The following is a 22,405-nucleotide window of genomic DNA, read 5'->3' as shown; positions in this document are numbered from 1 at the left end:
TGCGGGTCAGGCTGCTCGCTGGAACTGGATGCTGCGCCAGGCTCGGGGCTGGAACGGGGTGGGCTGCTGGCGGTGCCAGCGGGCCGCCGTGGGTGGTCGGCGGCCCTCCGTGGGATCGGACGGCGCGCTCATCAGGCGCTGCTGCAGGACCGCTATCACCGCGGCCAGCTCCTCGGGCGTCGGGTTGCCTCGCTCGATCTTCAGCTCAAGAGGTGACATCAGTGGCCTTTCACTGGGGCGGCGTGCCGTGTTTGCGGCGGGGCAGGGACGCGTCCTTCGCAGCGAGCATCCTCAGGGCGCTGATGAGTGACAAGCGGGTGTCGGCCGGGTCGATGACGTCGTCCACCAAGCCGCGTTCCGCCGCGTAATAGGGGTGGACCAGGTTCCGCTTGTACTCGTCGATCTTCTGGGCGCGCATCTCCTCCGGGTTGTCCGCTGCCGCTATCTCCCGGCGGAAGACCACGTTCGCCGCGCCTTCCGCGCCCATCACCGCTATCTCGTTCGTCGGCCAGGCCAACGCCACGTCGGCGCCGATCGAGCGGGAGTCCATGACGATGTACGCGCCGCCGTACGCCTTGCGGAGCACCACCGAGACGCGGGGGACGGTGGCGTTGCAGTAGGCGTACAAGAGCTTGGCGCCGCGGCGGATGATGCCCTCGTGTTCCTGGTCGACGCCGGGCAGGAAGCCGGGGACGTCGACGAGGGTGACCAGGGGGATGTTGAAGGCGTCGCAGAACTGGACGAAGCGTGCGCCCTTCTCGCTGGCCTTGATGTCCAGGACGCCGGCCATGGAGGCGGGCTGGTTGGCGACGATGCCGACCGTGCGGCCGTCCAGGCGGGCGAAGGCACACACGATGTTGGGGGCCCAGGCCGCGTGGACCTCCATGTACTCGCCGTCGTCGACCAGTTCCTCGATGACGGTGCGGATGTCGTAGGAGCGGTTGCCGTCCGCCGGGACCGTGTCCAGGAGGGTGGGGCAGCTGCGGTCCGACGGGTCCTCGGTGAGGGTCTCCGGGGGGAGTTCCCGGTTGTTGGCCGGGAGCATCGAGACCAGGTAGCGGACCTCCGCGATGCAGGTCTCCTCGTCGTCGTAGACGAAGTGGGCCACCCCGGAGGTGGCGGCATGGACGTCCGCGCCGCCCAGGCCGTTCTGGGAGATCTCCTCGCCCGTCACCGCCTTGACGACGTCGGGGCCCGTGATGAACATCTGCGAGATCTCACGGACCGCGAAGACGAAGTCCGTCAGAGCGGGCGAGTACGCGGCTCCGCCCGCGCACGGGCCGAGCATCACACTGATCTGCGGGATCACGCCGGACGCCAGGGTGTTGCGGCGGAAGATGCCGCCGTAGCCGGCCAGCGCCGAGACGCCTTCCTGGATGCGGGCGCCCGCGCCGTCGTTCAGGGAGATCAGGGGGGCGCCGGCCGCGATGGCCATGTCCATGATCTTGTGGATCTTGGTGGCGTGGGCCTCGCCCAGGGCGCCGCCGAAGATACGGAAATCATGGGCGTAGACGAAGACCGTACGGCCGTCGACCGTGCCCCAGCCGGTGATGACACCGTCGGTGTAGGGCCTCTTGTCCTCCAGGCCGAAGCCGGTGGCCCGGTGGCGCCGCAGGGCCTCGATCTCGGTGAAACTGCCCTTGTCGAGGAGGAGGGCGATGCGTTCGTGGGCCGTCAGCTTGCCCTTGGCGTGCTGACGTTCGGTGGCGGCGGGATCGGGGCCCTCGAGGATACGGTCCTTGATCTCCTTCAGTTCCAGCGTCGCCGCGGTGGACGGTGTGGTGTGCATGGCCATCACTCCCAGTTGGGGCAGACCTGCCGCTCGGCGGCGATCCGTTCGGTGGCGTCGTCGGTGTAGAGGCACTCGGTCGGCAGCCGGCGGGCGAGGATGTCGGGCGCGGCGGCGCCGGCGGGGGCCGCGATGGCGACGGCGGCCACGTGCGCGGGGCAGCTCGGCATGTTCTCGATGCGCCACCCCCGAGGGCGGGCGGGGGCGTCCGGGTCGGTGCGCTCGCCCAGGTAGTCCGAGTTCAGTTCGCGGCCCAGGCCGGTGCCCAGGCCCTTGAAGTAGGCCTCCTTGCGGGTCCACAACCGGCCGAAGGCCAGCGGCTGTTCGGCGTCGGGCAGGGCCCGCAGTTCCCGCTGCTCCGCCGGGTGCAGTTCCGGCAGGCACAGCTCGACCGTCTCCACCGTCGGCACCCGCTGGACATCCACTCCCAAAGGCGCGTCCGCGATGCTGATCAGGGCGATGCCGTGACTGTGGGAGAGGGAGAAGTGCAGCCCCGTGCCGCGCAGGACGGGGCGGCCGTGCGGGCCGCCGCAGCACGGGCAGGTGTCCCTGCCGAGCGGGAGCTCGGCCGGCGGGATACCGGTGTAGGCGGACAGCAGGCGGCGCAGCGCGATGTGCGCCATCAGATAGGTCAGGCGGTCCAGGGGGCGGACGAAGGCCGCCGCCCGTTCTCGTTCACGGTCGTCCAGTTCGCCGGTGACCATGTGCTCAGGGTGGTCGCCCGCCCATTCGGTGCCGATCACCCACAGATGGATCTGCTGCGTGTCGACACTCAGCCGGGGGACGGTGCGCAGAAATGGGGCGGTGGAGCGCGCTGGGCTCATCGCGCCGTCCCGTAGGCGGGCACGGCCACCGACTCGGCCAGCAGGACGGCGATCTCGCCGACCGTATCGTCACGCAGCAGGTCGTGCGTCTTGATCCGGACGTCGAGCTCGTCCTCCAGGCGGCGCTTGAGGCACAGCGCCGTCAGGGAGTCCACGCCGAGGGCGCGCAACGGCCGGTCGGGTCCCACCCGGTGGGCCGGCGGCACGTCGAGGACGTGGGCCAGTTCCCGGCAGAGCCAGGAGACGATCGTCCGGGTGCGGGCGTCGAGGTCCATGGCGCGCAGCGCGGACGGTGCGGGTGGCCGTACGAACAACGGGGTGCTGGTGTGGTTCATGGACTGGTCGCTTCCGTCGAGGGGGCGCGGGGCGGTGGTGTGCGTGGGGGGTTGGACTGTCAGGCGGCCGCGGGCAGCGGCACGGTGGTGCCGGTGACCGCGTGCCCTGCGAGGCACTCCTCGAGGAAGGCGAGGGCGCGCAGGTGGTAGGTGTGGGCGGTCCAGCCGAGGCTGATGTTGTGGCCGGCCTGCGGCAGGCGTTCCACCAGGACGCGGGGTGCGCGCGGCAGCAGGCCGGCCAGCTCGGCCAACGCGTGCTCGTCGTGGCGCCACCACTTCTCGTGCTCGGCGAACGTGAACCGGACGGGCACGCGGAGCCGGGCGGCCACCGACGCGAACCGGGCGGGCCAGGACCGTACTTCGGCGCGTTCCCTCTCGGGCATGGGCGCGACGGGGCAGGTGCGGAACGTGTCGGGCGGGTACAGGCGCAGGGCGCCCCAGTTGTGTTTCCAGTGGCCCTGGCCGCCGGCCGAGGGCAGATCGTGTGCCGGTACGGCCAGACGGTGACCCAGGCCCGAGACGTCCAGGCCCAGCAGGGGTGCCGGGAGGCCGTCCGCGGCGCAGATCAGGGCGAGTTTGCCGCCGTAGGAGTGGCCGAGGACGAAGACGCCGGCGCCCAGGTCGTGGGTGGTCGCGTAGTTTGCGAGGGCCGTGCGGACCGTGGCCGACTGCTCGGCGAGGGTCTGGCCCGTCGGCAGGGCGGGTGTGGAGGCGCCGTAGCCCGGGCGGTCCAGGGCGAGGACCGTGTAGCCCAGGCGGGCCCCGAGGGTGAGCAGTGACTGGCCGGGATGGGCCCGGGCGTCGAAGTAGCCGGCGGTCATGCCGCCGCCGTGCAGGGCGAGGACGGTGGCGCGGGGCGCGCCGCCGGGCGGGGTGGCGAGCAGGGCGGAGAGGCGCAGGCCCGCCGCGTCCAGCATGATGCGGCGGGGCCCGGTGGCGGGCGGGGCGTCAACTGCCGTGCACGCCCCGCCCATTGGTGGAATGGCCACGCTCACGCCGTGCTCCCCGATGTGCTGTCCCCCGCCTCGCCGAACCAGCGGTGCAGTGCGGTGCGCAGTTCGGCCGGGTCCGCCGTGGTGCCGGTGGCCCAGGCGATGTAGCCGTCGGGGCGGACCAGGAGGGCGGTGGTGGCCGTCAGGACGGGTTCGGTGTCCTGCGGGCGGACCGTCACCGTCGTCACCCGGTCCTGCCACGGGGCCGCCGCCTCCCGCAGGGCCGGGTCGTCGGCGAGATCGAGCAGGACGCCGCGTCCCGGGTGCAGGAGTTCCATCGTGGTGGTGGGGCCCTCGGCGCCGGTCAGGGTGCGCGGGGGCAGGCGCCGGCCCAGGAGGGGGTGGGTGCCCTCGCCCACGTCGTAGCGGACGTCCAGGCCGGAGACCAGACCGGACAGGTGCCGCTTGACGTCGTCGTACTGGATGAGCTCGCCCATCAGCTCGCGCAGCGGGCTCATCTCGGGGCCGCCGACGAAGAGCATGCCCTGGGCGTGGGTGTTCATCAGCAGGCGGGCACCGGCCGCGTGGCGTTCACCGTGGTAGGTGTCGAGCAGACCGATGGGCGCGCGGCCGCGGACCTCGGCGGCCAGCTTCCAGCCGAGGTTGGCGGCATCCTGGACACCGGTGCTCAACCCCTGGCCACCGGCCGGGAGATGGACGTGCGCGGCGTCCCCGGCGAGCAGGATGCGGCCGCGCCGGTACTCGGTGACCTGACGGGTGGCATCCGTGAAGGAGCTGACCCAGTGGGCGGTACCGGCGCTGATGTCCTCGCCGGTGATGTCCTGCCAGGCGTCGGCGACCTCCGTGAAGCTCACCGACCGCTCGCGTTCGCGGCCGGGCTCGACGTCGGGGACGACGATGATGCGGTCCACGCCGTCGCCGAGCGGGGCGGCCATCACCATGCCGCCCGGCAGGCGCTCGCCGAGGAAGCGCGGGCGCAGGTCGCAGCCGGCGACGTCGGCGAGGTACATGGTGCGGGTGGCGTCCGTGCCGGGGAAGGAGAACCCGGCCGCTCGCCGTACGGGGCTGCTGCCGCCGCCGCAGCCCACGAGGTAGGCGGCGGTGAGGCGTTGGACGCCCTGCGGGGTGGCGACGGTGATCTCGACGTGGTCGCCCTTCTCGTCGAGTTCGAGGAACTCCCAGCCGCGCCGGATGTCCGCGTCCAGCGAGATCGCCCAGCGCTCCAGAACGTCCTCGGTGTGCGACTGCGGGACACCGCGCGCACCGAAATGGGCGTCCTGAAGGACGGTGTAGTCGAACTGCACGCCGCCGAAGTGACCCATGGGGGCCTTCTCCAGGTCCCCGAACCACGGCAGCAGGCCGCGCTGTTCGAAGACCTCCATGGCGCGTGCGGTGAAGCCGAGCCCGCGGGACTGGCCGGTGGGCTGCTCCAGGCGTTCCACCACGACGACGTGGGCGCCGCCCAGGCGCAGTTCCCCGGCGAGCATCAGACCGGTCGGGCCGGCCCCGACGATGATGACGTCGGCGTCCATGGTCTCTCCTCTCCCCTACTCGTGAGTGGTGGTCAGCCGAACAGTCCGGCGATGTGCTCCGGCGCCTTGGTGCGGCCCCATTCCAGGGCCTGGCCGAGCAGGTCCGGCGTCGCCTCGAAGCACTTGTTGTCCGGGTCGCCGAGCGCGAACGGCTCCGGCAGGAACTTGGACTCGCGCAGCTGCTCGAAGAGGAACTCGGCGGCCTCGCCCGGCTCCAGTCCCCCGACCTCGACGGCCTGGCAGGTGGAGCGGGTCAGGGCGAGCAGGGAGCTGATGTCCTCGCCGACCGGCGCGGGCAGACCGGGGGTGGTGGTCTTCTCCAGGTCTTTGAGGATCTGCTCGTCGCGGTTCTCCATGAAGCGGCGGTACGCCCGCTCGACGGTCATCGTCGGCATGATGCTGGTCGACTCCCACACGCGGGTGACCGCGTTCCACAGGTCGTAGTGCTTGAAGCCGACGAAGGAGCTGTAGACGAGGTCGTCGTGGACGTCGTACAGGCCCTGCTGGAGCCGGTCGATGTACTCGAAGCGCTCGGTGGACCAGTCGCCGTCACGGGAGGCCTCGATCAGGCGCCAGGCCAGGGAGTTGACGACCTCGAGAGTGTTGGTCAGGCCGCGCGAGTACAGCGCGTCGATGAAGCCGGCGGCGTGCGCGGTCAGGCAGTAGCGCTCGCCGACCGTGCTGGAGGAGGAGTACTGCAGACGGCCGGTGGCGACCCAGGGGCGGGCCGCGCGGGCGTCGGTGAACTGCTCGGCGATCTGCGGGAACTTCTCCAGGAACTCGTCGAACTCCTGCTGCGGGGTGAGGTCCTGGGACTTGGGGAACTTCCGCTCGTCCAGGGTGAGGCCCACACTGCACAGCGGACTGATCGCGCCGTCGTGGTTGTCGAAGGGGATGACCCACAGCCAGCCGCCGTCGAAGACGTGGTGCAGGGTGCCGTGGTGCCAGGGGCTGGGCTGCTGGTGCCGGGCGGCGGAGGGGGCGTCGTCGTAGGCGGTGACGCCGACCATGTGCGTGAACAGGGTGCGGGAGTGGTGGCGGGCGCGGGTGGGCTCCTCGCGCAGGCCGAAGGCGTCGGCGACGGGGGAACGGAAACCGCTGCCGTCGACCAGGTACTCGGCGCGGTACTCCACGCCGCGGTCCGAGCGCAGCACCGCGCCGTCGGGGCCCGTCTCGATGTCGGTGATACGGGTGCCGAGCAGCGGGGTCGCGCCGTAGCGGACGGCCAGGTGGAACAGGTAGGCGTCGGTGTCCTGGCGGAACAGGTGGCTCTCGGTGCGCTGCCACTCCGGGACGACCAGCTGGTTGATCTCGTCGGGGTTCTGGTCCTGGCCCTCGCGGTGGTAGACGAAGCCGAAGTTCTGCTTGCGGCCGCTCATCGGGGAGACGTGGTCCTGGATGCCGCGGAAGCTCGCCATGTGCACGATCTCGGGGACCTCGTAGCGTTCGCCGACGATCCGGGTCATGGCGGAGGTGTACGGGATCGTGGACTCACCGACGGCGAAGCGGGGGTGGGTGCCGGCGTCGATGAGGAGCACCTTCACGCCGTTGCGGGCGAGGACCGCGCCGAGCATGCCGCCGGCCATGCCCGCGCCGAGGATGGCCACGTCGTAGCGCTCGTGCGCGGGGTCTTTCGTGTTCATGGGGTCACCCTTCGGGGAGTCGTTGGCGGCCTCGGCTTCGCCGTCGGCCTTGGGGGTCCCACCCGCATCGCCCGTGCGACCTGTCGATTCGGGTGCGGGTGGCCCCTGTGGGACGGAATCGCCGTCGGCGACTGCCGGTTCGGGGGCAGGGGATGGAGCGGCTACGGATCCGGGTGCGGACGCGGTCGTCGGCGCCCGACCGCCGTGGGCGGCTGCCGGTTCGGAGGTGAAGAGCGCGGCGGCTTCGGACTTGGGCGCGCGTAGTGGACTCGGCGTCCGTGCGTCGTCGGCTGTGGGGCGTTCCGTCGTGGGCGGGCCGAACCAGTGGGTCAGGGCCTCCGGCAGGGGGGTGCCGCTCGGGAACGTCCAGGCGATGTGGCCGTCGGGGCGGAGCAGGAGGGCGTCGGTGCCGGGGAGGTCGGCTGTGGCGGTGAGTGTGGTGACGTAGTCCGACCAGGGGGCCGCCTGCTCGAGGAAGGGGGCGGCCCTCGGGGTCAGGAGGAGGAGCAGGGGACGGGCCGGGTGGAGCAACTCCGTTGTCGTGTACTCGCGGTGCCCTGCCCTCAGGGTGGTGCGCGGCAGGCGTACGCCCTGGTCGCCGTAGCTGATGTCCAGGCCCGCGATCATCGACGCCAGGTGGGTGCGGACCTTCTCGGAGGGCAGGAGTTCGGTGAACAGGGCCCTGGTGGAGCTGGATTCCGGGCCGCCCAGGAGAAGCTGGGACTGGACCTTGATGTTGGCGAGGACTCTGCGACCCACCTCGTGCCGTTCATCGTGGTAGGTGTCGAGCAAGTCCGCCGGGGCCCTGCCGGTGGCCACCGCGGCCAGTTTCCAGCCGAGGTTCACCGCGTCCTGGAGGCCGAGGTTGAGGGCCTGGCCGCCGATCGGCATCTGACGGTGGGCGGCGTCGCCGGCGAACAGGATGCGGTCGTGCCGGTAGGCAGACAGTTGGCGATTCGCGTCGCCGAAGGAGTTCACCCACAGCGGGGTGCCCGAGGTGATGTCCTCCCCCGTGACCCGCTGCCAGACCTCGCACACTTCGGCGAAGTCCGGCTCCCGGGTGCGGAGTTGGGCCTCGCGGCCGAACTCGTGCACCATCACTCGGGTGACGCCGTCGCCGCGCCGGGCAGCAACCGCCATGCCGCCGGGAAGGCGCTGGAAACGCCGGTTCGGGACGTCGATACCCGCCACGTCGGCGCGCAGCAGCTCGCGGTGGGCGTCCTCGCCGGGGAAGTCGGCGCCCAGCAGACGGCGAACGGTCGAGTTCTCGCCGTCGCAGCCCACCAGGTACGCCGCCCGGATCCGTACCGGACCGTCAGGGCTGGCAGCCACCGCTTCCACGCCGTCGGCCGTGGTGCGCAGGGCGCGCAGGGTGTGGCGCCGCTTGATGCGCGCGCCCAGGCCGGTCGCCCAGTCCTGCAACAGGCGTTCGGTCTCGGTCTGCGGGACCTTCCACTGACCGGGGTGGGTGCTGGGCAGGGTCAGGTCCAGCGGGATGCCGCCGAAGTGCCCGCGCACCTCGCACGGCGGGGTGCCGAAGGCCTGAAGCAGGCCCCGGCTGTCGAGGATCTCCATGGTGCGGGCGTGCAGGGTCGAGGCCCGCGACTCGGTGGTCGGGGCCTCGCGGGTCTCCAGTACGACGACGTCGGCGCCGCCGAGGCGGAGTTCACCGGCGAGCATCAGCCCGACCGGTCCCCCGCCCACGACGACGACGTCGGCCTCCAGCCGCTGGTACGCCATGGTCAGCGCTGGTTCTCGGCGTGGTCCTTGGCGTGGCCCAGGGTGGCGCGGCTGTTGGTGCTCAGCGCGCCGTGGACGTACGCGCGGGCGTCCGCGACCGTGGCGTCCTCGCCGAGGATCCTCGCGATGTTCGCGGTGTTGAGGACCACGGTGTGCTGGGATGAGGCGGTGGTGGTGCCGTCGGCGGCCTCGGTGAACGTCCAGTAGCCGGTGTGCAGGGTCATCAGCGCGGGCAGCGTGACCTGCTTGTAGGCGATCTTGTGGTGCGGGAACGTCACCCGGTACGACTTGGTGGTGTGTGTGGAGCCGTCCTTGGCGCGGGTGTCCATCTCCAGGCTCTGCAGACCGGGGGCGGGCTCCTCGAAGCGGACGGTGGCCACGTGCGGCAGCCGCTCGGGCCACAGGCCGGCCTCGTTGACGAAGTCGTAGGCGTCCTTGGCGGAGCCGGCGATCGTGACGGAGTCCTCGAAGGAGAACGTGACGTCCTCGGTGGCGTGGGCGAGTTCGACGTTGGTCTTCAGTGCCGCGAGCTCCGAGCGGGAGTTGCGGTCGACGGCCTCGTCGATCCAGGCCAGGCCCTTGGGGTCGTCGTCGATGGCCCGGTAGTCGTGCAGGAGCCGCACCCGGGACGTGGACTCGGTGAGCGGCTCGATGATCCAGGTGCCGCCCATCGCGGCGACCGGCGGGGTGGAGACCTCCTGACGGAAGGTGATGACCAGGCCCTCGGCGTCCAGGGTGCGGCGCGAGGTCCAGTTCTTCGGCTCGCCGTTGGCGGTGGCCCAGATACGGATCCGCTCGCTGTCACCGTCGTCCTCGACGCGGTCGACGAAGATGGTGGGCGGGAAGATCCGCGGCCAGTTCTCCACCTCGGCGATCAGGCGGTAGACGGCCGTTGCGGGGGCGTCGACGTCGACGGTGTGCTCGACCTCGCGGAGCGTCATGGCTGAACTCCCTTCAGGGCAGGGGGATTAGAAGTTGCCGAGGCCGCCGCAGACGTTGAGCGCCTGTGCGGTGATGGAGGCTGCGGTGTCGGAGGCGAGGTAGCCGACCAGACCGGCGACCTCTTCGGGGGTCGAGTAGCGGCCGAGCGGGATCTTCGACTGGAACTTGGTGAGGATGGCGTCCTCGGTGGTGTCGTAGGCGGCCGCGTAGCCCTGGCGCACCCGCTGCGCCATCGGGGTCTCCACATAGCCGGGGCAGACCGCGTTGACGGTGATGCCGGTCGGCGCGAGCTCGTTGCCGAGAGCCTTGGTGAAGCCGACGACGCCGTGCTTGGACGCGGAGTAGGGGGCGCCGAGGACCACGCCCTGCTTGCCGGCGGTGGAGGCGATGTTGATGATCCGGCCGCGGTCCTTGTGGCGCATGCCGCCGGTGTTGAGGACCGCGCGGGTCATGCGGAAGACGCTGTTGAGGTTGGTGTCGATGACGTCGTCCCACAGCTCGTCGTCGATGTCGGCGGTGACGCCGCCGCCGCTGCGGCCCGCGTTGTTGACGAGCACGTCGACGGTGCCGAACCTCTCGACGGCGGCGGTGACGAACGCGGTGACGCTGTCGGAGTCGCGGACGTCGACGGCGGCTCCGTCGACGTCGAGGCCTTCCTCGCGCAGCTGCTTGACGGTGCTGGTGACGTTCTCGGCGGTGCGGGCGCCGATGAAGACGCGGTGGCCGCCGGCGGCCAGGATCCGGGCGGCCGCGAGGCCGATTCCGCTGGTGGCGCCGGTGACGAGAGCGACGCGCTGGTCCTGCTGCATGGTGGCTTCTCCCTGGGTCCGGTCGAATCAGGCGGCGGTGGCGGCCGGCGACAGCAGTTCGTTGACGGCGGCGATGAGGGTGCGGGGGGTGCGGTTGTCGGTGAAGACGTCGTCGTCGAGGGCGATGCCGTACTCGCGCTCGATGCGGCCGCCGGTCTCCAGCAGGGCCAGCGACTCGTAGCCGAGCGACTCGAAGTCGAGGTCGAGGATGTCGCCGTCCAGGTCGATGCCGTCGTCGGCGCCGGCGCCCTCCAGGAGGATGCGCTTGAGGTCGGCGAGGGCGAACGCGGAGGAGCTCATGAGGGGTCCCTTCGGGGATTGGGGTGGTGATGGGGTGGGCATGGCGATGCCCCTGCCGGTGGGGCTCGGCAGGGGCATCGGGTTGAACAGGAGAGAGCGCCTAGGAACTCGGGAGGGTCTGTCTTCTTGCGGCTGCGGGCTCGTTGTGGCTGGTCGCGCAGTTCCCCGCGCCCCTGGGGGAGCAGCCCCGCCCGGGCATGGGAACGCCCCTGCCGGGGCGGGGGATGTCGCCGGCAGGGGCGTGCTCCAGGCGGCCCGTCCAGCGGGCCGTGGGGGTCAGACGCCCCACAGGTGGCGCTTCTTGTAGCTCGACTCCCAGAAGAGCTTGTTGAGGACCTTCACCGGCGCCGGCATGGTGTCCAGGAACGCCTTGCGCTCGGTGTCGTTCTGCTCGTCGGTGATCCAGGGGAAGTAGACGGCCGCGCCCTTGGGACCCTGCTTGCGGGCCATCGCTCCGCGGAAGGCGTCCCAGTCCTTGGTGGTGCAGGCGTCCTGGATGAGCGGCAGCGCCTCGCTCTCCTCGTGCTTCATGTGGTCGCCCAGGACCCGGATGAGTTCGGCGACGCGGTCGGCGAGGTCGGGGGCGTTGCGGGCCAGGCCGTCGTCGACGGCGGCGAGCACCGGGTCCAGCTGGGCGTGCTCGGCCTCCATCTCATCGAGCAGCTTCTGGTCGGCGGGCCGGCCGGCGACGGCGGCCGCGACCCGCGGCCACAGGTCGGAGTCCTCGACGGTGTGGTGCACATGCAGCTGGTGCTTGAAGTTCGCCCAGCCGTCGCGCACCTCCGGGGACTGGGAGCGGCCCGCGGCGACCGCCGCGGCGAGCCGCCTCATGTCGCGCCGGAACGCGTCGTGCGTGGCGTACATGACGGCGAAGTTGATCGGGGCCTGCTGTGCGACTGCCATGGTGTGCATGCCTTTCTTGGGTGACCGGTCGCGGCCGGTCGGCGGATGGGGTAACTCGCTGTCGCGAGTGGGGAGTTCGGACCCTTGCGGCCGAGCTCCCCACGCCCCGCGGCCCGGGATGCCCTCGCGAATGAGAGGGATCGGCCATGGCCGGATGTGACACGAACCGTCACATTTGTGATCTGAATCACATTCGCGGGGGGTGATGTCACAATCCCCGGGCGAAAGGCGTCTCGGGTGTGAGCTCGTCACAGGGAGGCACCATGTCCGACAGCCAGGCAGGCGACCACACGGCCAGTTCCGTCGAAGCCTCGACGGAGGTCTTCGTCGGCTACCGCGAGTTGCTGTTCTCGATCGTCTACAACCTGCTCGGCACCGTCGCCGACACCGACGACGTGCTCCAGGAGACCTGGTTGTCGTGGTCGGCGAAGAAGAGCCGCTCCCCGCACGAGGAGATCGACAACCCGCGGGCCTACCTCGTACGGATCGCGGTCAACCACGCGCTGGCCCGCAAGGCCGTCATCAAGCGACGCCGTGAGACGTATGTGGGTCCCTGGCTGCCGGAGCCGCTGGTGACCCGGGGCGCCGCCGACGAGGAGCCGGTCGCCGAGCCCGCGCACCGGGCGCTGCAGAGCGAGTCGGTGTCGATGGCGCTGATGGTGGTCCTCGAGACGCTCTCCCCGCTGGAGCGGGCGGTGTTCGTGCTGCACGACGTGTTCGGCTACGCGCACGCCGAGATCGCGGGCATCCTCGACCGCAACCCTTCCTCGGTGCGCCAGCTCGCCCACCGGGCCCGCGCCCACGTACAGGCGCGGCGCCCCCGCTACCAGGCTGATCCGCACGTCCAGCAGCAGGTCACCGAGCGGTTCATCGACGCCGCGCTCGGCGGCGACCTCGGTCTGCTGATGGAGATGCTGGCACCGGACGTGACCATGTGGACCGACGGCGGCGGCAAGGTCCGCACCGCGGGCCTGCGTCCGGTCATCGGCCGGGAGAAGGTCTGCCGGCTGCTCGCGGGCTACGCGGGGCGCACCCCCAAGGACCTCGACATCCACTACCGGCACGTCAACGGCGACCCCTCGGCGGTGGTGTTCTCCGAGGACTCCCCCTACGCGGTGCTGGTCATGGACCTCACACCCGACAGCGACCAGGTGCGCGGCATCTACGCCGTGGTCAACCCGGACAAGCTGGCCCGGGTGCGGTCCGGCGAGGCCGACGAGCCCGCCGAGACGGAGGTCTGAGGGCCGTGGGTGTCAGTGCGCGCCGCGCCCGTGGCCGGCGGCCGCTTCGGCGACATCGGCACGCGGACCGGCGACCGCCCCGGCGGCGTCCGGAGTGCCGGCTGCGCTCCCCACCAGGGGCGCCCGGTCGTCGTCCCGCAGCAGCCGGTTGAGGACGGGCGCCGCGATCCCGGTGGTGACCAGGGCCATGAGCACCATCGCGGAGAACAGCTGCACGGTCAGCAGCCCGAGACTCAACCCCACGTTCAGCAGCACCAGTTCGGTCAGCCCGCGGGTATTCATCAGCACCCCGAGCACGGTGGCGTCCCTCCACTCCATGCCGGTCAGCCGGGCGGACAGGGCGACGCCACCGAGCTTGCCGAGGCAGGCGACCACGATGATGGCCACCGTCTGCAGGACACCGCCCGCACTGAGCGTGGTGAGGTCCACGGACAGGCCGGTGACGACGAAGAACACCGGAAGCAGCAGCTTGCCGACGCTCTCCAGGGGCGGCAGCGCCACCCGGTGGAGCAGGCTGTCGTGACGCCGGGGCATCACGAGACCGAACATGAACGCCCCGAAGATGGCGTGGATGCCGATGTGGGAGGTGACGAACGCCGAGGTGAACACGCCGGAGGCGACGAGCACGGGCACGTACTGCGTGTGCGTGACGCGCAGCCGGTCGCCGACGGTGGCGAGCACGGGGCGTACCAGCCACAGCATGGCGACCAGGTAGACCGCCGACCAGGCCATCACCGTCAGGAATCCGGCGGTGCCGGTGGCGGTGGTCAGGGCGACCACGACGGCCAGCATGCACCAGGCGAGCACGTCGTCCGCGGCCGCCAGCCCGAGGGCCAGGGTGCCGGCGCGGGTCTTCTGCAGTCCCTGTTCGGCGATGATCCGGGCCAGTACCGGGAAGGCGGTGATGGACATCGCGACGCCGAGGTAGAGCGCGAACTCGGTGAACGGCACGGTCCTTCCGTCGACCACGTCGTGCGAGCCGTAGATCAGCCAGGCGAGCCCGACACCGAGCGCCATGGGCAGCGCCAGCGAGCTGATCCAGATGGTGCCGGTGGAGCGGAAGCGGCCTTTGAGGGCGCCGCCGTTGAACTCCCAGCCGATGATGAACATGAACAGGAGCAGGCCCACCTGGGAGACGACGCCCAGATGGGGGCGTATCTCCGCGGGGAAGAGCCGGTCGGGCAGGTCGCCGGGGAACAGGCCGAGCAGGCTCGGTCCCAGGCAGATGCCGACGGTGATCTCGCCGATGACGGCGGGCTGTCTGATACGGCGGCACAGCGCGGTGACGGCGGCCGCCAGGGCGAGGATCAGGGCGATGCCGCCGATCGCCGTGACGGTGATCCACTCGGAGTGGGGCACAGCAGTCTCCTGTCAGGGGGCGGCGGCGGTCATGGTCGGGCCGGCGCGGACGTGGAGGTGGCAGCGTCGACGGGACGCAGCTCGATGAAGTCGAAGGCCTTGAAGCGGCGCAGCAGGGGCCGCAGCGGCGCCGGTACGACGGACTGCTGCGGGTCGGTGAACACATGCGGCTGGTCCAGGCGGATCAGCTTGCCCCGGGTGTGCAGTTCGCAGCCGCCGCCGGCGATGGTGTTGCGCACCCAGTCGGACTGGGGGCCGTACGGCAGCGACATGACGTAGTTCCCGTCGCGCTTGAACACCTTGACCGGGGTGCGGTAGACGCGCCCGGACTTGCGTCCCACGTGCAGGACGGCGCCGAACCCGGGCATCCGGGTCAGGACGGGGCCGACGAAGCGGTTGGCGAAGGTGCGGTTGAAGCGGGCCAGTCGCCGTTGGATGGCGGACATCCGGAACTCCTTAAGCGTGCGGGTCAGACGTCGAACATGGGGTGGGTGCCGCGCTGTTCGGCCTCCAGGGAGCCCATGGAGCCGCGGAAGAAGATCAGTGGTTCGGACTCGCCGCTGGACACGCCCAGTTCGGCGACCTTACCGATGAAGATCGTGTGGTCGCCGCCCTCGACGGCGTTGACCAGGCGGCAGGACAGGAACGCCATGGCGCCGCTGAGCACGGGCACGCCGGCGGTGGAGTAGTGGTGGTCGACGCCGTCCAGGTTCGCGGTGTGTTTGCCCGCGAACGCCCAGGCCAGGGGCTCTTGCCGGCCGGCGAGGAAGTTCACCGTGTAGGCGCCGGACTCCTCCACCACAGCGCGCAGGCGGGACGCCTTGTGGAGGCAGAACAGCACCAGCGGCGGGTCGAGGGAGACCGAGGTGAAGGAGTTGACGGTGGTGCCGGCCGCGTGCGAGCCGCTGCCGCTGGTGATCACGGTCACTCCGGTCACGAACATGCCGCACACATTGCGCAGCACCTTGCCGTCGATGGGACCGTCGGCCCGCTGTTGCAGGATGCCTGGCTGTGTCGTGGTCATGGGCGCCCCCTGGGGGAAGAAGGCCCCGGCGAGGGGCTCAGCGGATGCTCTGGGCGTACTTGAACAGGCCGTACGGGTCGTAGAGGGCCTTGGTCGCGGCGAGCCGCGGGTAGTTCTCGGCGTAGTAGGACCGCTTCCAGTCCTTCAGGGCCGGGTCGATGAAGTTCTGGTAGGTCTCGCCACTGGAGTAGGGGTCGATCGCGGCGAACCCGCGGTCCACCCACGCACGGGCGGCCGCCCGGCCCTCGTCGGTCGGTGAACTCGCGATGGTGGCCAGGTAGTTGGTGGTGCAGAGGCTGTCGCGGTGCACGAACGCGGTGGCCGTGCGGGCGAGGTCGGCGGCGGCTCCGCCCAGCGGCAGCACCTGCAGCTGGCGGATCTGGCCGGCCCGGCGGTCCGCGTCGAACACGGCGAGGGCCGCCGCCCACCCGGTGCGGGCCATGGGGGACTTGAACATGCGGCTGCGTTCCAGCCCGAACGCGGGCCTGGTCAGCTGCCCCTCGGGGTGCAGGTCGGCGGCCCGGTGGCACTGCTCGGCGGTCCTGGTGGCGCAGCCGTAGACGCCCATCATCAGCGAGCGGTACGGCATGACGGCGTCCACGCGGGAGGCGGGCGGCCCGGTCAGGGCGAGCAACCGGCCCGCCTCGTCGGCGAGTTGGGCGGCCGTGCCGGTGGAGACCAGACGGATCGCGGGCACCGGGGTGACGCCGGGCGCCGCGTCGGGGAGCGTGACCACGGCCGCGCCGCCGATGGTGCGGGGGGCGTCCACCAGCCAGCGGGCGTATCCGTCGAGCATGTCGAGCGCCTTGTCGTAGGCGAAGACGAGCGTCGCGGTGGCCACGTCGGTGACGGCGGAGGCGGTGGCGGTGTAGGAGGTGACGACGCCGAAGTTGCCGCCGCCACCGCCGCGTATCGCCCAGAACAGATCGCTGTGCCGGTTCGGTGCGGCGGTCACGATCCGGCCGTCGGCCAGGACGACGGTCGCGGAGGTCACGGCGTCGCAGGCCACGCCGAGCGGGCGGGTCAGGAAGCCGAGGCCGCCGCCCTGGACGAAGCCGCCGGCCGCGACGGTGGGGCCGGCGCCGCCGGCCACGGCGAGCCCCGCGGGGGCGAGCGCGTTCAGCATGTCGACGTTCTGGGCGCCGGGCCCGAACGTCGTCGTGGCGCCGGTGAGACTGATCGAGTTCAGCCGGGACACGTCGACGACCAGGCCGGTGGTGGTGGAGTAGCCGCCCAGGCTGTGGCCGCCGCTGCGGATGGCGACGGGCAGGTCGTTGTCCTGCACGAAGGCCAGGCACAGGGCGACGTCGGCCGCGCTCGCGCAGTACGCGACGGCTTGCGGGTCGATGGTGTCGAACTGCTGCAGTTCGAGCAGTTTGGCGGTGGCGTAGGAGGCTTCGCCGGGCAGCACGAGGGTGCCCGAAAGACGGCCGCGCAGCTGCTCCCAGGGAGCGGCCGCGCGGGCTGGGGAGGGGTGGAGGGCGGCGAGCGCGAGGGCGCCGCCGGAGGCTCCGAGAAGTGTTCTTCGACTGATCATGTCCGGTCCCAATACAAGCGCCCCCGGCCCTGAAGGGCCGGGGGCGCAGACGGTGGTGCGGTCAGTGCGCGGCGGTGGCGTCCTTGGCGGGCGCGGTCTCCGGCTGCGCGGGCGGCGCGCCGTGTCCCATGCCCGAGGGGGTCGGCCCGCCCTTGAGGGCGAGGCACAGGGCCGCGCCGGCGAACATCGTCAGGGCGGGCACCAGCATGGTGGGCTGGAGCGCGTCGACGAAGCCCTGGTGGAAGACCTTGCCGGCCAGTTCCTGGATGGTGTTGGCGACGTCCTGCGGTACGTTCGCCGGCAGTGAGGCACCCTGCTGGGTGCCGACCTCGACGTTCTGGGCGCCGTCGGCGAACCCGGAGACGAAGTCGGCGCGGTAGTCCTGGGGCAGCGACTGGGCGGCGGTGGCGGCCTCCTCGCGCAGCGCGGAGACCAGTTTGGCCTGGAGCACCGCGCCGATGATGGCGCCGGCGAGCACGGAGCCGACCTGGCGCAGCGCGTTGTTGACGCCGGAGGCGGCGCCGGTCAGGTGCGGCGGCACGTTGCGCATCACCTCGGCGCCCATCGGGGCGAAGGTGCAGCCGGCGCCGAGACCGGCGACGAAGAGCGGGCCGACGAACGCGGTCCAGGAGCTGTCGGTGTCGGCGACCATGAAGATCCAGGTGATGCCGATGCCGAACATCGACAGGCCCGCCGTCAGGATGTACTTGCCGCCGAACTTCTCCGACAGGATGCCGGCCGGGCCGGCCGTGAACATCGAGCCGAGCGCGAGGGGCACCAGCACCAGGCCGGTCTTGATCGGGCTGAAGCCCAGCACGGACTGCAGGTAGATGGTGGTCGGCAGGAGGATGCCGAGGACACCGAAGGACACCGCGATGCCGACGAGGTTGACGACGGAGAAGTTGCGGTCCTTGAACAGGGAGAACGGCAGCAGCGGCTCGTTGTCCTGCTGGCCGCGCTCGTACATCAGGAACGCGCCGATCAGGACGGCCGCGGAGACGAGCAGCGCCCAGATCCAGCCGTTCCACTCGTAGCGCTCACCCTCGATGAGGCCGAAGGCCAGGCAGAACAGCGCACCCGAGGCGATGATGACGCCCATCAGGTCGAAGCGGTGCTTGACCACCCGCACGTTCTTGGGGATGAGCTTGAAGCCGAGCACCAGCACCAGCAGGCCGACCGGGATGTTGATGAAGAACACCCACCGCCAGTCCAGGTGGGTGACCAGCAGACCGCCGAGCGTCGGGCCGATCGCTCCGGAGACGCCCGCGACCGCTCCCCACACGCCGTAGGCGGCGCCGCGCTTCTCCGGCGGGAACACGTCGGTGATGATCGACAGGGTCTGCGGCATCAGCATCGCCGCGCCCACACCCTGCAGCGCGCGGAACGCGATCAGCTGGGAGGGGTCCTGGGCCAGACCGCAGGCCAGGGAGGCGAGGGTGAACAGGGCCACGCCGGACAGGAAGAGGTTGCCCTTGCCCCGGATGTCACCCAGCCGCCCCGCGGTGATGATCAGCGTGGCGAGGACCAGGGTGTAGGCGTTGACGACCCACAGGATCTTGTCGAGCGATGCACCGAGGTCGTCGGTCATGTCCGGGATGGCGATGTTCACGATCGTCAGGTCGACCAGGGTCATCACGAACCCCAGGCACAGGACGCTCAGAACCGCCCACGGGTTGGTCTGCCGTTCTTGAGTCATGTTCCTCTCCTTGTCGCGGCGTCTAAGGCGCTCACGTTGTGTGGCGGTGCACCCAAGAGGGCGGTGCCGGTCCGGGTGTGACATGCACCAGCGGCGGTGAGACGCACGTCACATTCAGGCCGTGGGGGTCAGGCGTTCCCGCAGGAAGGCGACGACCCGGGTGCGGGCGGCGAGGGCCTGGTGGCCCGGTGCCTCGCGCACCTCGGCGGTCAGCACGGAGTGGGCGCTCTTGGCGAAACCGCCCGCGTTGCCGGGAGCGGAGTCGAGTTCGATGACCTCGAAGGCGTCCCCGAGCCGGGCACGGAGCGTGCCGAACCGCTCGGCCGGGGAGATGCCGTCCTTGCTGAAACGCAGGCCGAGCACGCACAGCCCCTCGCCGCGCGTGCGGGCGACGACGGTGTCGAGCTCGTCGGCGGCGAGCCCGGCATCGGCCTTGCGGGTGCGGCTCGTCGGGAACGGCACCGAGGGCTGGCTGACGACGGGGGCGAGTACGGCGGGATCGACGGCGGCGGCCAGCGCGAACCCGCCGGTGAAGCACATGCCGATGACGCCGACGCCGGGGCCCGGGGTGCGCGCGGCCAGGTCACGGGCGAGCGCCCGCAGATAGTCCGCGACGGGGCGGCGGGCGTTCGTGGCGAAGGCCCGGAACTCGGCCGACACGCACAGCCGGGCCACCACACCGAGGGTGTAGGGCGGGGAGTCCGCGCGGCCGGGCGTTCCGAACAGGGAGGGGACCGTGACCGTGAACCCCTCCTTGACCAGGTGCTCGGCCAGGCCCAGCACCTCCGGGGTGATGCCGGGAATCTCCGGGACGAGGATCACCCCGGGCCCGGCCCCCTTCTCGTACACATCGTGGGTGACGGAGCCGGCGGCGAAGGAGCGCCGGCTCCATCCGGTGAGGTCAGAGGTCGGTGCGGTGCCGGTCGTCACGGCGAACTCCTAGTGAGGCAGGCGCAGTTGGTGGCCGCGCCCTGGTCGTCGTACGACTTCGGCCGTACGACGACCAGGGCGTTGCCGGCCGGTCAGGCGACGCAGATGCCCTCGACGGCGATCTTCTCGTAGACGTGCGGGTAGGCCGTGATCCCGTCGGGGTACTTGGCCGCCGACTGCTGGAACTCCGGCTTGCTGAAGGCGGCGAACAGGGCCTCGGTGGACTCCCACACGGCCACGTTCACCAGCAGGCGGCTGCCGGCGATGCCCTTGTGCAGCTGGGTCTGGATGCAGCCTGGGCTGCCCTTCATGTACGCGGCGTCCTCCTGCCAGATCTTGAGGAACTCGTCGTACAGCTCGGTCGGCACGTCGAAGACGTTGACGAGTGTGATCGGCCCGCTCTTCTCCTGGAACTGCTTGATGAGGGGGGTGGCCGGGTCCAGCGCCTCGATCTTCATCTGTTTCCTTCCTGGTGGCGGGGGGTGCTCAGAGCTCTTGCGGGTCGAGGTCGTCGGGGGTGATCTCCAGGACCGGGATGGGGCGGCTGGCGCGCTTCTGGAACTCGGCGATGAACGGGAAGACCTCGCAGAACTCGCGCCACCTGCGGTCGCGTTCGTCACCGGCGAGGATCCGTACGGTGGCCGGGAACTGCTCGGGGCCGATGTCCACGCTCACCTGCGGGGTGGCGCGCACGTTGTGGAACCAGGCGGGGTGGCTGGCCTGCGGGCCGCCGGGCACGTCGAAGTGGCCGGGGGCGGCGCACACGATGTAGCGGCCGTTGTCGTAGACGTAGCCGACCGGCAGGGTGCGCTTGAGGCCCGTCCTGCGGCCGGTGGTGGTCAGCAGCATCGCGTCGAGGCGCCCGAAGTGCCCCATGATCTTTCCGCGGGACTTGCGGTACAGGAACAGATGCAGGTGCAGGAAGGACTTGTTGACCTTCTTGACGTACTTGTTCGGCGGCTTGGAGTACAGGTAGACGTTGAAGCGGGTGAACGCCTGCACCAGCGGGTTGGTGTCCTCCATCTGGGGGCGGGTGGAGGACCAGGAGGACAGCGCCGCCTCGTCCTCGGGTCGTGCGGTGGTCTGGGACATGGCCGTCCTTCCTCAGAGAGCCTTCTTGCCCTGGAGAGCCGAGCGCAGGCCGCTCCTCACCAGGGAGCGGGCGATGTCGCGCATCTCGCCCTCGGGGGCCTTGCGCAGCGACCAGTTCATGAACTTGGCGACCATCGCGGTGGTCGGGTACACGAACCGCGTGGAGTCGTCGTCCTTCCAGCCGAACACCGGGTTCAGGCCCTCGCACTCACGCAGCGCAGCGAAGATCGTGTCCGCCGCGGTGTCCCCGTCCAGCTCGCCGATCTCGTACTTCTCGCAGACCTCGGCGGTCAGTTCGAGGATCTTCTTGAACTCGTCGTGCGGCCACCACAAGCCCGGGTACGGGGTGTTCTCCAGCTCCTTCAGGTGCTGCTCGTTGCCGTCGAGCTCGTACTGCGCGCGGGCCCGGTGCAGCCGCATCACGCCCGGCGTGAGGAACCCGCCCCACACCCGGAACACCGCGTTCCACAGCCGGAAGTGGGAGAAGGAGATGTAGGAGGCGTTGACGAGGTCGTCGTTGTACTGGAGCAGACCGCGCTCCAGCTGCTCGACGTACTCGAACCGCTCCACCGACCAGTCGTCGTCCTTGACCGACTCCAGGATGCGGGTGCACAGCGAGTACACCACCTCGAAGGTGTTGGACAGGCCGCGCGAGTACAGCGGGTCCAGGAAGCCGGCCGCGTGCGACATCAGGCACCAGCGCGGGCCGATCGAACGGCTGGAGGAGTACTGGAGGCGGTCCGTGGAGATCCACTCACGGACCCGCTTGGCGCCCACGAACTGCCGCTTGACCGCCGGGTACTTGTCGAGGAAGCCGCGCCACTCCTCCTCCGGCGTGAGGTCGGTGGGCTTGGGGTAGGTGCGCTCGTCCATGGTGATGCCGACCGAGCACATCGGGTTCTTGGAGCCCTTGACGTTGTCGAACGGGATGATCCAGAACCAGCCGCGCTCGATGAGGTGGTGCAGGGTGCCGCCGTGCCACTGGGCGGGCGGCCGCTTGCTGACCGGGTGGTGCGAGACGTCGTCGAAGGGCTTGACGCCGATGTAGTGCGTGAACATCGAGCGGGCGTGGTGCTTGAAGCGGGCGGGCTGCTCGCGCAGGGAGAACTTCTCCGCCAGCGGGGAGCGGAAGCCGCTCGCGTCGATCAGGTACTTGGCCCGGAACACCTCGCCGTTGCGGCCCGTGATGGTGACGCCGTCGTCGTCGAAGTCGAGGTCGGTGGCGAACCAGTTCTGCCGGGTGACGCAGCCGTACTTGGCGGCGACGTTGAAGTAGTACTGGTCGCTGTCCTGGCGGAACAGATGGCTGGCGTCGGTGAGGACCTTGGGGATGACGAACATCGTCGCCTGCTCCGGGTCCGGCTCCTGGCCCGCCTCGTGCTTGATGAACCCGAAGCTCTGCTTCTTGCCGTGGTGCGGGCCGATGTTGTCGGCGACCGCCTTGGCGCTGAGCAGATGACCGAGCTCGGGGACGTCGAAGCGCGACTTGAGAATGTGCAGCCACTCGATGAGCTGCGGCGTCATCGACTCGCCGACCGCGAACCGCGGATGCTGCCCGGCGTCCACGAGGACCACCTTGGTGCCCTGTCGGGCCAGGATCGCCCCGGCGACCGAGCCGGCCAGGCCCGATCCCAGGATGAAGACATCGCAGTGCTGGACGTTGTCGGACCTCTTGGCCTGGCCCTTGGCCATCACCTTGCTGGCCATACGCGCCACCCTCTCTTCTGACGTTGTCTGAGCCGTTTGTGTCGGGGCC

Annotated in this window: 21 protein-coding genes; 1 reads left to right on the top strand and 20 read right to left on the bottom strand. The window is 70.6% G+C overall.

What is annotated here, in order from left to right; all coding sequences use genetic code 11:
• Positions 1 to 6: 6 nt before the first annotated feature.
• The 11 genes from ACWD3I_RS39880 to ACWD3I_RS39830 all read right to left on the bottom strand — a co-directional run bounded on the left by ACWD3I_RS39880 (position 7) and on the right by ACWD3I_RS39830 (position 11,770).
• Entirely contained in the window at positions 7 to 219 is a 213-nt protein-coding gene (locus ACWD3I_RS39880) for an acyl-CoA carboxylase subunit epsilon (RefSeq protein ID WP_365395239.1), read from the bottom strand.
• Positions 220 to 229: 10 nt separating this feature from the next.
• Complete coding sequence (locus tag ACWD3I_RS39875; RefSeq protein WP_365395242.1) at positions 230 to 1,789, bottom strand: acyl-CoA carboxylase subunit beta; 1,560 nt, start codon at positions 1,787 to 1,789, stop codon at positions 230 to 232.
• Between the two features lie 5 nt (positions 1,790 to 1,794).
• Positions 1,795 to 2,613, bottom strand: coding sequence for a 4'-phosphopantetheinyl transferase family protein (locus ACWD3I_RS39870; RefSeq protein ID WP_365395245.1), 819 nt, complete (start codon positions 2,611 to 2,613; stop codon positions 1,795 to 1,797).
• Complete coding sequence (locus ACWD3I_RS39865; RefSeq protein ID WP_365395248.1) at positions 2,610 to 2,948, bottom strand: acyl carrier protein; 339 nt, start codon at positions 2,946 to 2,948, stop codon at positions 2,610 to 2,612. Before ACWD3I_RS39865 ends, ACWD3I_RS39870 begins: the two co-directional genes overlap by 4 nt.
• A gap of 59 nt (positions 2,949 to 3,007) precedes the next feature.
• Positions 3,008 to 3,922: an alpha/beta hydrolase gene (locus ACWD3I_RS39860; RefSeq protein ID WP_365395446.1), complete on the bottom strand. Its 915-nt coding sequence runs from the start codon at positions 3,920 to 3,922 to the stop codon at positions 3,008 to 3,010.
• A gap of 17 nt (positions 3,923 to 3,939) precedes the next feature.
• Positions 3,940 to 5,433 carry an FAD-dependent monooxygenase gene (locus ACWD3I_RS39855; RefSeq protein ID WP_365395251.1) on the bottom strand — a complete coding sequence of 498 codons (1,494 nt, stop codon included), beginning with the start codon at positions 5,431 to 5,433 and terminating at the stop codon, positions 3,940 to 3,942.
• 32 nt (positions 5,434 to 5,465) lie between these two features.
• A complete protein-coding gene (locus ACWD3I_RS39850; protein WP_365395254.1) occupies positions 5,466 to 8,816 on the bottom strand; it encodes an FAD-dependent monooxygenase in 3,351 nt (1,116 codons plus the stop codon).
• A 2-nt stretch (positions 8,817 to 8,818) separates the two neighbouring features.
• Positions 8,819 to 9,757, bottom strand: a complete 939-nt coding sequence (locus ACWD3I_RS39845) for an aromatase/cyclase (RefSeq protein ID WP_365395257.1) — start codon at positions 9,755 to 9,757, stop codon at positions 8,819 to 8,821.
• A gap of 27 nt (positions 9,758 to 9,784) precedes the next feature.
• On the bottom strand, positions 9,785 to 10,567 hold the full coding sequence (fabG, locus tag ACWD3I_RS39840; protein WP_266834965.1) for a 3-oxoacyl-ACP reductase FabG: 783 nt from the start codon (positions 10,565 to 10,567) through the stop codon (positions 9,785 to 9,787).
• A gap of 27 nt (positions 10,568 to 10,594) precedes the next feature.
• Positions 10,595 to 10,867, bottom strand: coding sequence for an acyl carrier protein (locus tag ACWD3I_RS39835; protein ID WP_307038126.1), 273 nt, complete (start codon positions 10,865 to 10,867; stop codon positions 10,595 to 10,597).
• Positions 10,868 to 11,143: 276 nt separating this feature from the next.
• A complete protein-coding gene (locus tag ACWD3I_RS39830; RefSeq protein WP_365395259.1) occupies positions 11,144 to 11,770 on the bottom strand; it encodes a hemerythrin domain-containing protein in 627 nt (208 codons plus the stop codon).
• Positions 11,771 to 12,033: 263 nt separating this feature from the next.
• Between ACWD3I_RS39830 and sigJ the strand changes: the two genes are divergently transcribed.
• Positions 12,034 to 13,011 carry an RNA polymerase sigma factor SigJ gene (gene sigJ, locus ACWD3I_RS39825; protein ID WP_365395262.1) on the top strand — a complete coding sequence of 326 codons (978 nt, stop codon included), beginning with the start codon at positions 12,034 to 12,036 and terminating at the stop codon, positions 13,009 to 13,011.
• A gap of 12 nt (positions 13,012 to 13,023) precedes the next feature.
• Here sigJ and ACWD3I_RS39820 read toward each other — a convergent pair whose 3' ends face one another.
• The 9 genes from ACWD3I_RS39820 to ACWD3I_RS39780 all read right to left on the bottom strand — a co-directional run bounded on the left by ACWD3I_RS39820 (position 13,024) and on the right by ACWD3I_RS39780 (position 22,356).
• Positions 13,024 to 14,370, bottom strand: coding sequence for a cation:proton antiporter (locus ACWD3I_RS39820; protein WP_365395265.1), 1,347 nt, complete (start codon positions 14,368 to 14,370; stop codon positions 13,024 to 13,026).
• 29 nt (positions 14,371 to 14,399) lie between these two features.
• The gene (locus tag ACWD3I_RS39815) at positions 14,400 to 14,816 is read right to left on the bottom strand and encodes a nitroreductase/quinone reductase family protein (RefSeq protein ID WP_365395267.1); all 417 of its coding nucleotides are present in this window, start codon (positions 14,814 to 14,816) and stop codon (positions 14,400 to 14,402) included.
• Positions 14,817 to 14,839: 23 nt separating this feature from the next.
• Positions 14,840 to 15,394, bottom strand: a complete 555-nt coding sequence (locus ACWD3I_RS39810) for a flavin reductase family protein (RefSeq protein ID WP_365395270.1) — start codon at positions 15,392 to 15,394, stop codon at positions 14,840 to 14,842.
• A gap of 37 nt (positions 15,395 to 15,431) precedes the next feature.
• The gene (locus ACWD3I_RS39805; RefSeq protein WP_365395273.1) at positions 15,432 to 16,931 is read right to left on the bottom strand and encodes an FAD-binding oxidoreductase; all 1,500 of its coding nucleotides are present in this window, start codon (positions 16,929 to 16,931) and stop codon (positions 15,432 to 15,434) included.
• 61 nt (positions 16,932 to 16,992) lie between these two features.
• The gene (locus ACWD3I_RS39800) at positions 16,993 to 18,627 is read right to left on the bottom strand and encodes an MFS transporter (protein ID WP_365395276.1); all 1,635 of its coding nucleotides are present in this window, start codon (positions 18,625 to 18,627) and stop codon (positions 16,993 to 16,995) included.
• Between the two features lie 114 nt (positions 18,628 to 18,741).
• Positions 18,742 to 19,557 carry a dienelactone hydrolase family protein gene (locus ACWD3I_RS39795; RefSeq protein ID WP_365395279.1) on the bottom strand — a complete coding sequence of 272 codons (816 nt, stop codon included), beginning with the start codon at positions 19,555 to 19,557 and terminating at the stop codon, positions 18,742 to 18,744.
• A gap of 92 nt (positions 19,558 to 19,649) precedes the next feature.
• Positions 19,650 to 20,015, bottom strand: a complete 366-nt coding sequence (locus ACWD3I_RS39790; protein ID WP_327722846.1) for an antibiotic biosynthesis monooxygenase family protein — start codon at positions 20,013 to 20,015, stop codon at positions 19,650 to 19,652.
• 28 nt (positions 20,016 to 20,043) lie between these two features.
• The gene (locus tag ACWD3I_RS39785; RefSeq protein ID WP_365395282.1) at positions 20,044 to 20,649 is read right to left on the bottom strand and encodes a nitroreductase/quinone reductase family protein; all 606 of its coding nucleotides are present in this window, start codon (positions 20,647 to 20,649) and stop codon (positions 20,044 to 20,046) included.
• Positions 20,650 to 20,661: 12 nt separating this feature from the next.
• Positions 20,662 to 22,356 carry an NAD(P)/FAD-dependent oxidoreductase gene (locus ACWD3I_RS39780; protein WP_365395285.1) on the bottom strand — a complete coding sequence of 565 codons (1,695 nt, stop codon included), beginning with the start codon at positions 22,354 to 22,356 and terminating at the stop codon, positions 20,662 to 20,664.
• Between the last annotated feature and the right edge of the window lie 49 nt (positions 22,357 to 22,405).

The sequence above is a fragment of the Streptomyces sp. NPDC002817 genome, assembly GCF_053592055.1.
The sequence above is the reverse complement of the archived record's forward strand: the minus strand, read 5'-3'. Positions and strand labels throughout refer to the sequence as shown.

Coding starts and splice junctions, on each gene's coding strand:
- ACWD3I_RS39880 (WP_365395239.1), bottom strand. CDS start 219: ATGTCACCTCTTGAGCTGAAGATCGAGCGAGGCAACCCGACGCCCGAG.
- ACWD3I_RS39875 (WP_365395242.1), bottom strand. CDS start 1,789: ATGCACACCACACCGTCCACCGCGGCGACGCTGGAACTGAAGGAGATC.
- ACWD3I_RS39870 (WP_365395245.1), bottom strand. CDS start 2,613: ATGAGCCCAGCGCGCTCCACCGCCCCATTTCTGCGCACCGTCCCCCGG.
- ACWD3I_RS39865 (WP_365395248.1), bottom strand. CDS start 2,948: ATGAACCACACCAGCACCCCGTTGTTCGTACGGCCACCCGCACCGTCC.
- ACWD3I_RS39860 (WP_365395446.1), bottom strand. CDS start 3,922: ATGGGCGGGGCGTGCACGGCAGTTGACGCCCCGCCCGCCACCGGGCCC.
- ACWD3I_RS39855 (WP_365395251.1), bottom strand. CDS start 5,433: ATGGACGCCGACGTCATCATCGTCGGGGCCGGCCCGACCGGTCTGATG.
- ACWD3I_RS39850 (WP_365395254.1), bottom strand. CDS start 8,816: ATGGCGTACCAGCGGCTGGAGGCCGACGTCGTCGTCGTGGGCGGGGGA.
- ACWD3I_RS39845 (WP_365395257.1), bottom strand. CDS start 9,757: ATGACGCTCCGCGAGGTCGAGCACACCGTCGACGTCGACGCCCCCGCA.
- fabG (WP_266834965.1), bottom strand. CDS start 10,567: ATGCAGCAGGACCAGCGCGTCGCTCTCGTCACCGGCGCCACCAGCGGA.
- ACWD3I_RS39835 (WP_307038126.1), bottom strand. CDS start 10,867: ATGAGCTCCTCCGCGTTCGCCCTCGCCGACCTCAAGCGCATCCTCCTG.
- ACWD3I_RS39830 (WP_365395259.1), bottom strand. CDS start 11,770: ATGGCAGTCGCACAGCAGGCCCCGATCAACTTCGCCGTCATGTACGCC.
- sigJ (WP_365395262.1), top strand. CDS start 12,034: ATGTCCGACAGCCAGGCAGGCGACCACACGGCCAGTTCCGTCGAAGCC.
- ACWD3I_RS39815 (WP_365395267.1), bottom strand. CDS start 14,816: ATGTCCGCCATCCAACGGCGACTGGCCCGCTTCAACCGCACCTTCGCC.
- ACWD3I_RS39810 (WP_365395270.1), bottom strand. CDS start 15,394: ATGACCACGACACAGCCAGGCATCCTGCAACAGCGGGCCGACGGTCCC.
- ACWD3I_RS39805 (WP_365395273.1), bottom strand. CDS start 16,931: ATGATCAGTCGAAGAACACTTCTCGGAGCCTCCGGCGGCGCCCTCGCG.
- ACWD3I_RS39800 (WP_365395276.1), bottom strand. CDS start 18,627: ATGACTCAAGAACGGCAGACCAACCCGTGGGCGGTTCTGAGCGTCCTG.
- ACWD3I_RS39790 (WP_327722846.1), bottom strand. CDS start 20,015: ATGAAGATCGAGGCGCTGGACCCGGCCACCCCCCTCATCAAGCAGTTC.
- ACWD3I_RS39785 (WP_365395282.1), bottom strand. CDS start 20,649: ATGTCCCAGACCACCGCACGACCCGAGGACGAGGCGGCGCTGTCCTCC.
- ACWD3I_RS39780 (WP_365395285.1), bottom strand. CDS start 22,356: ATGGCCAGCAAGGTGATGGCCAAGGGCCAGGCCAAGAGGTCCGACAAC.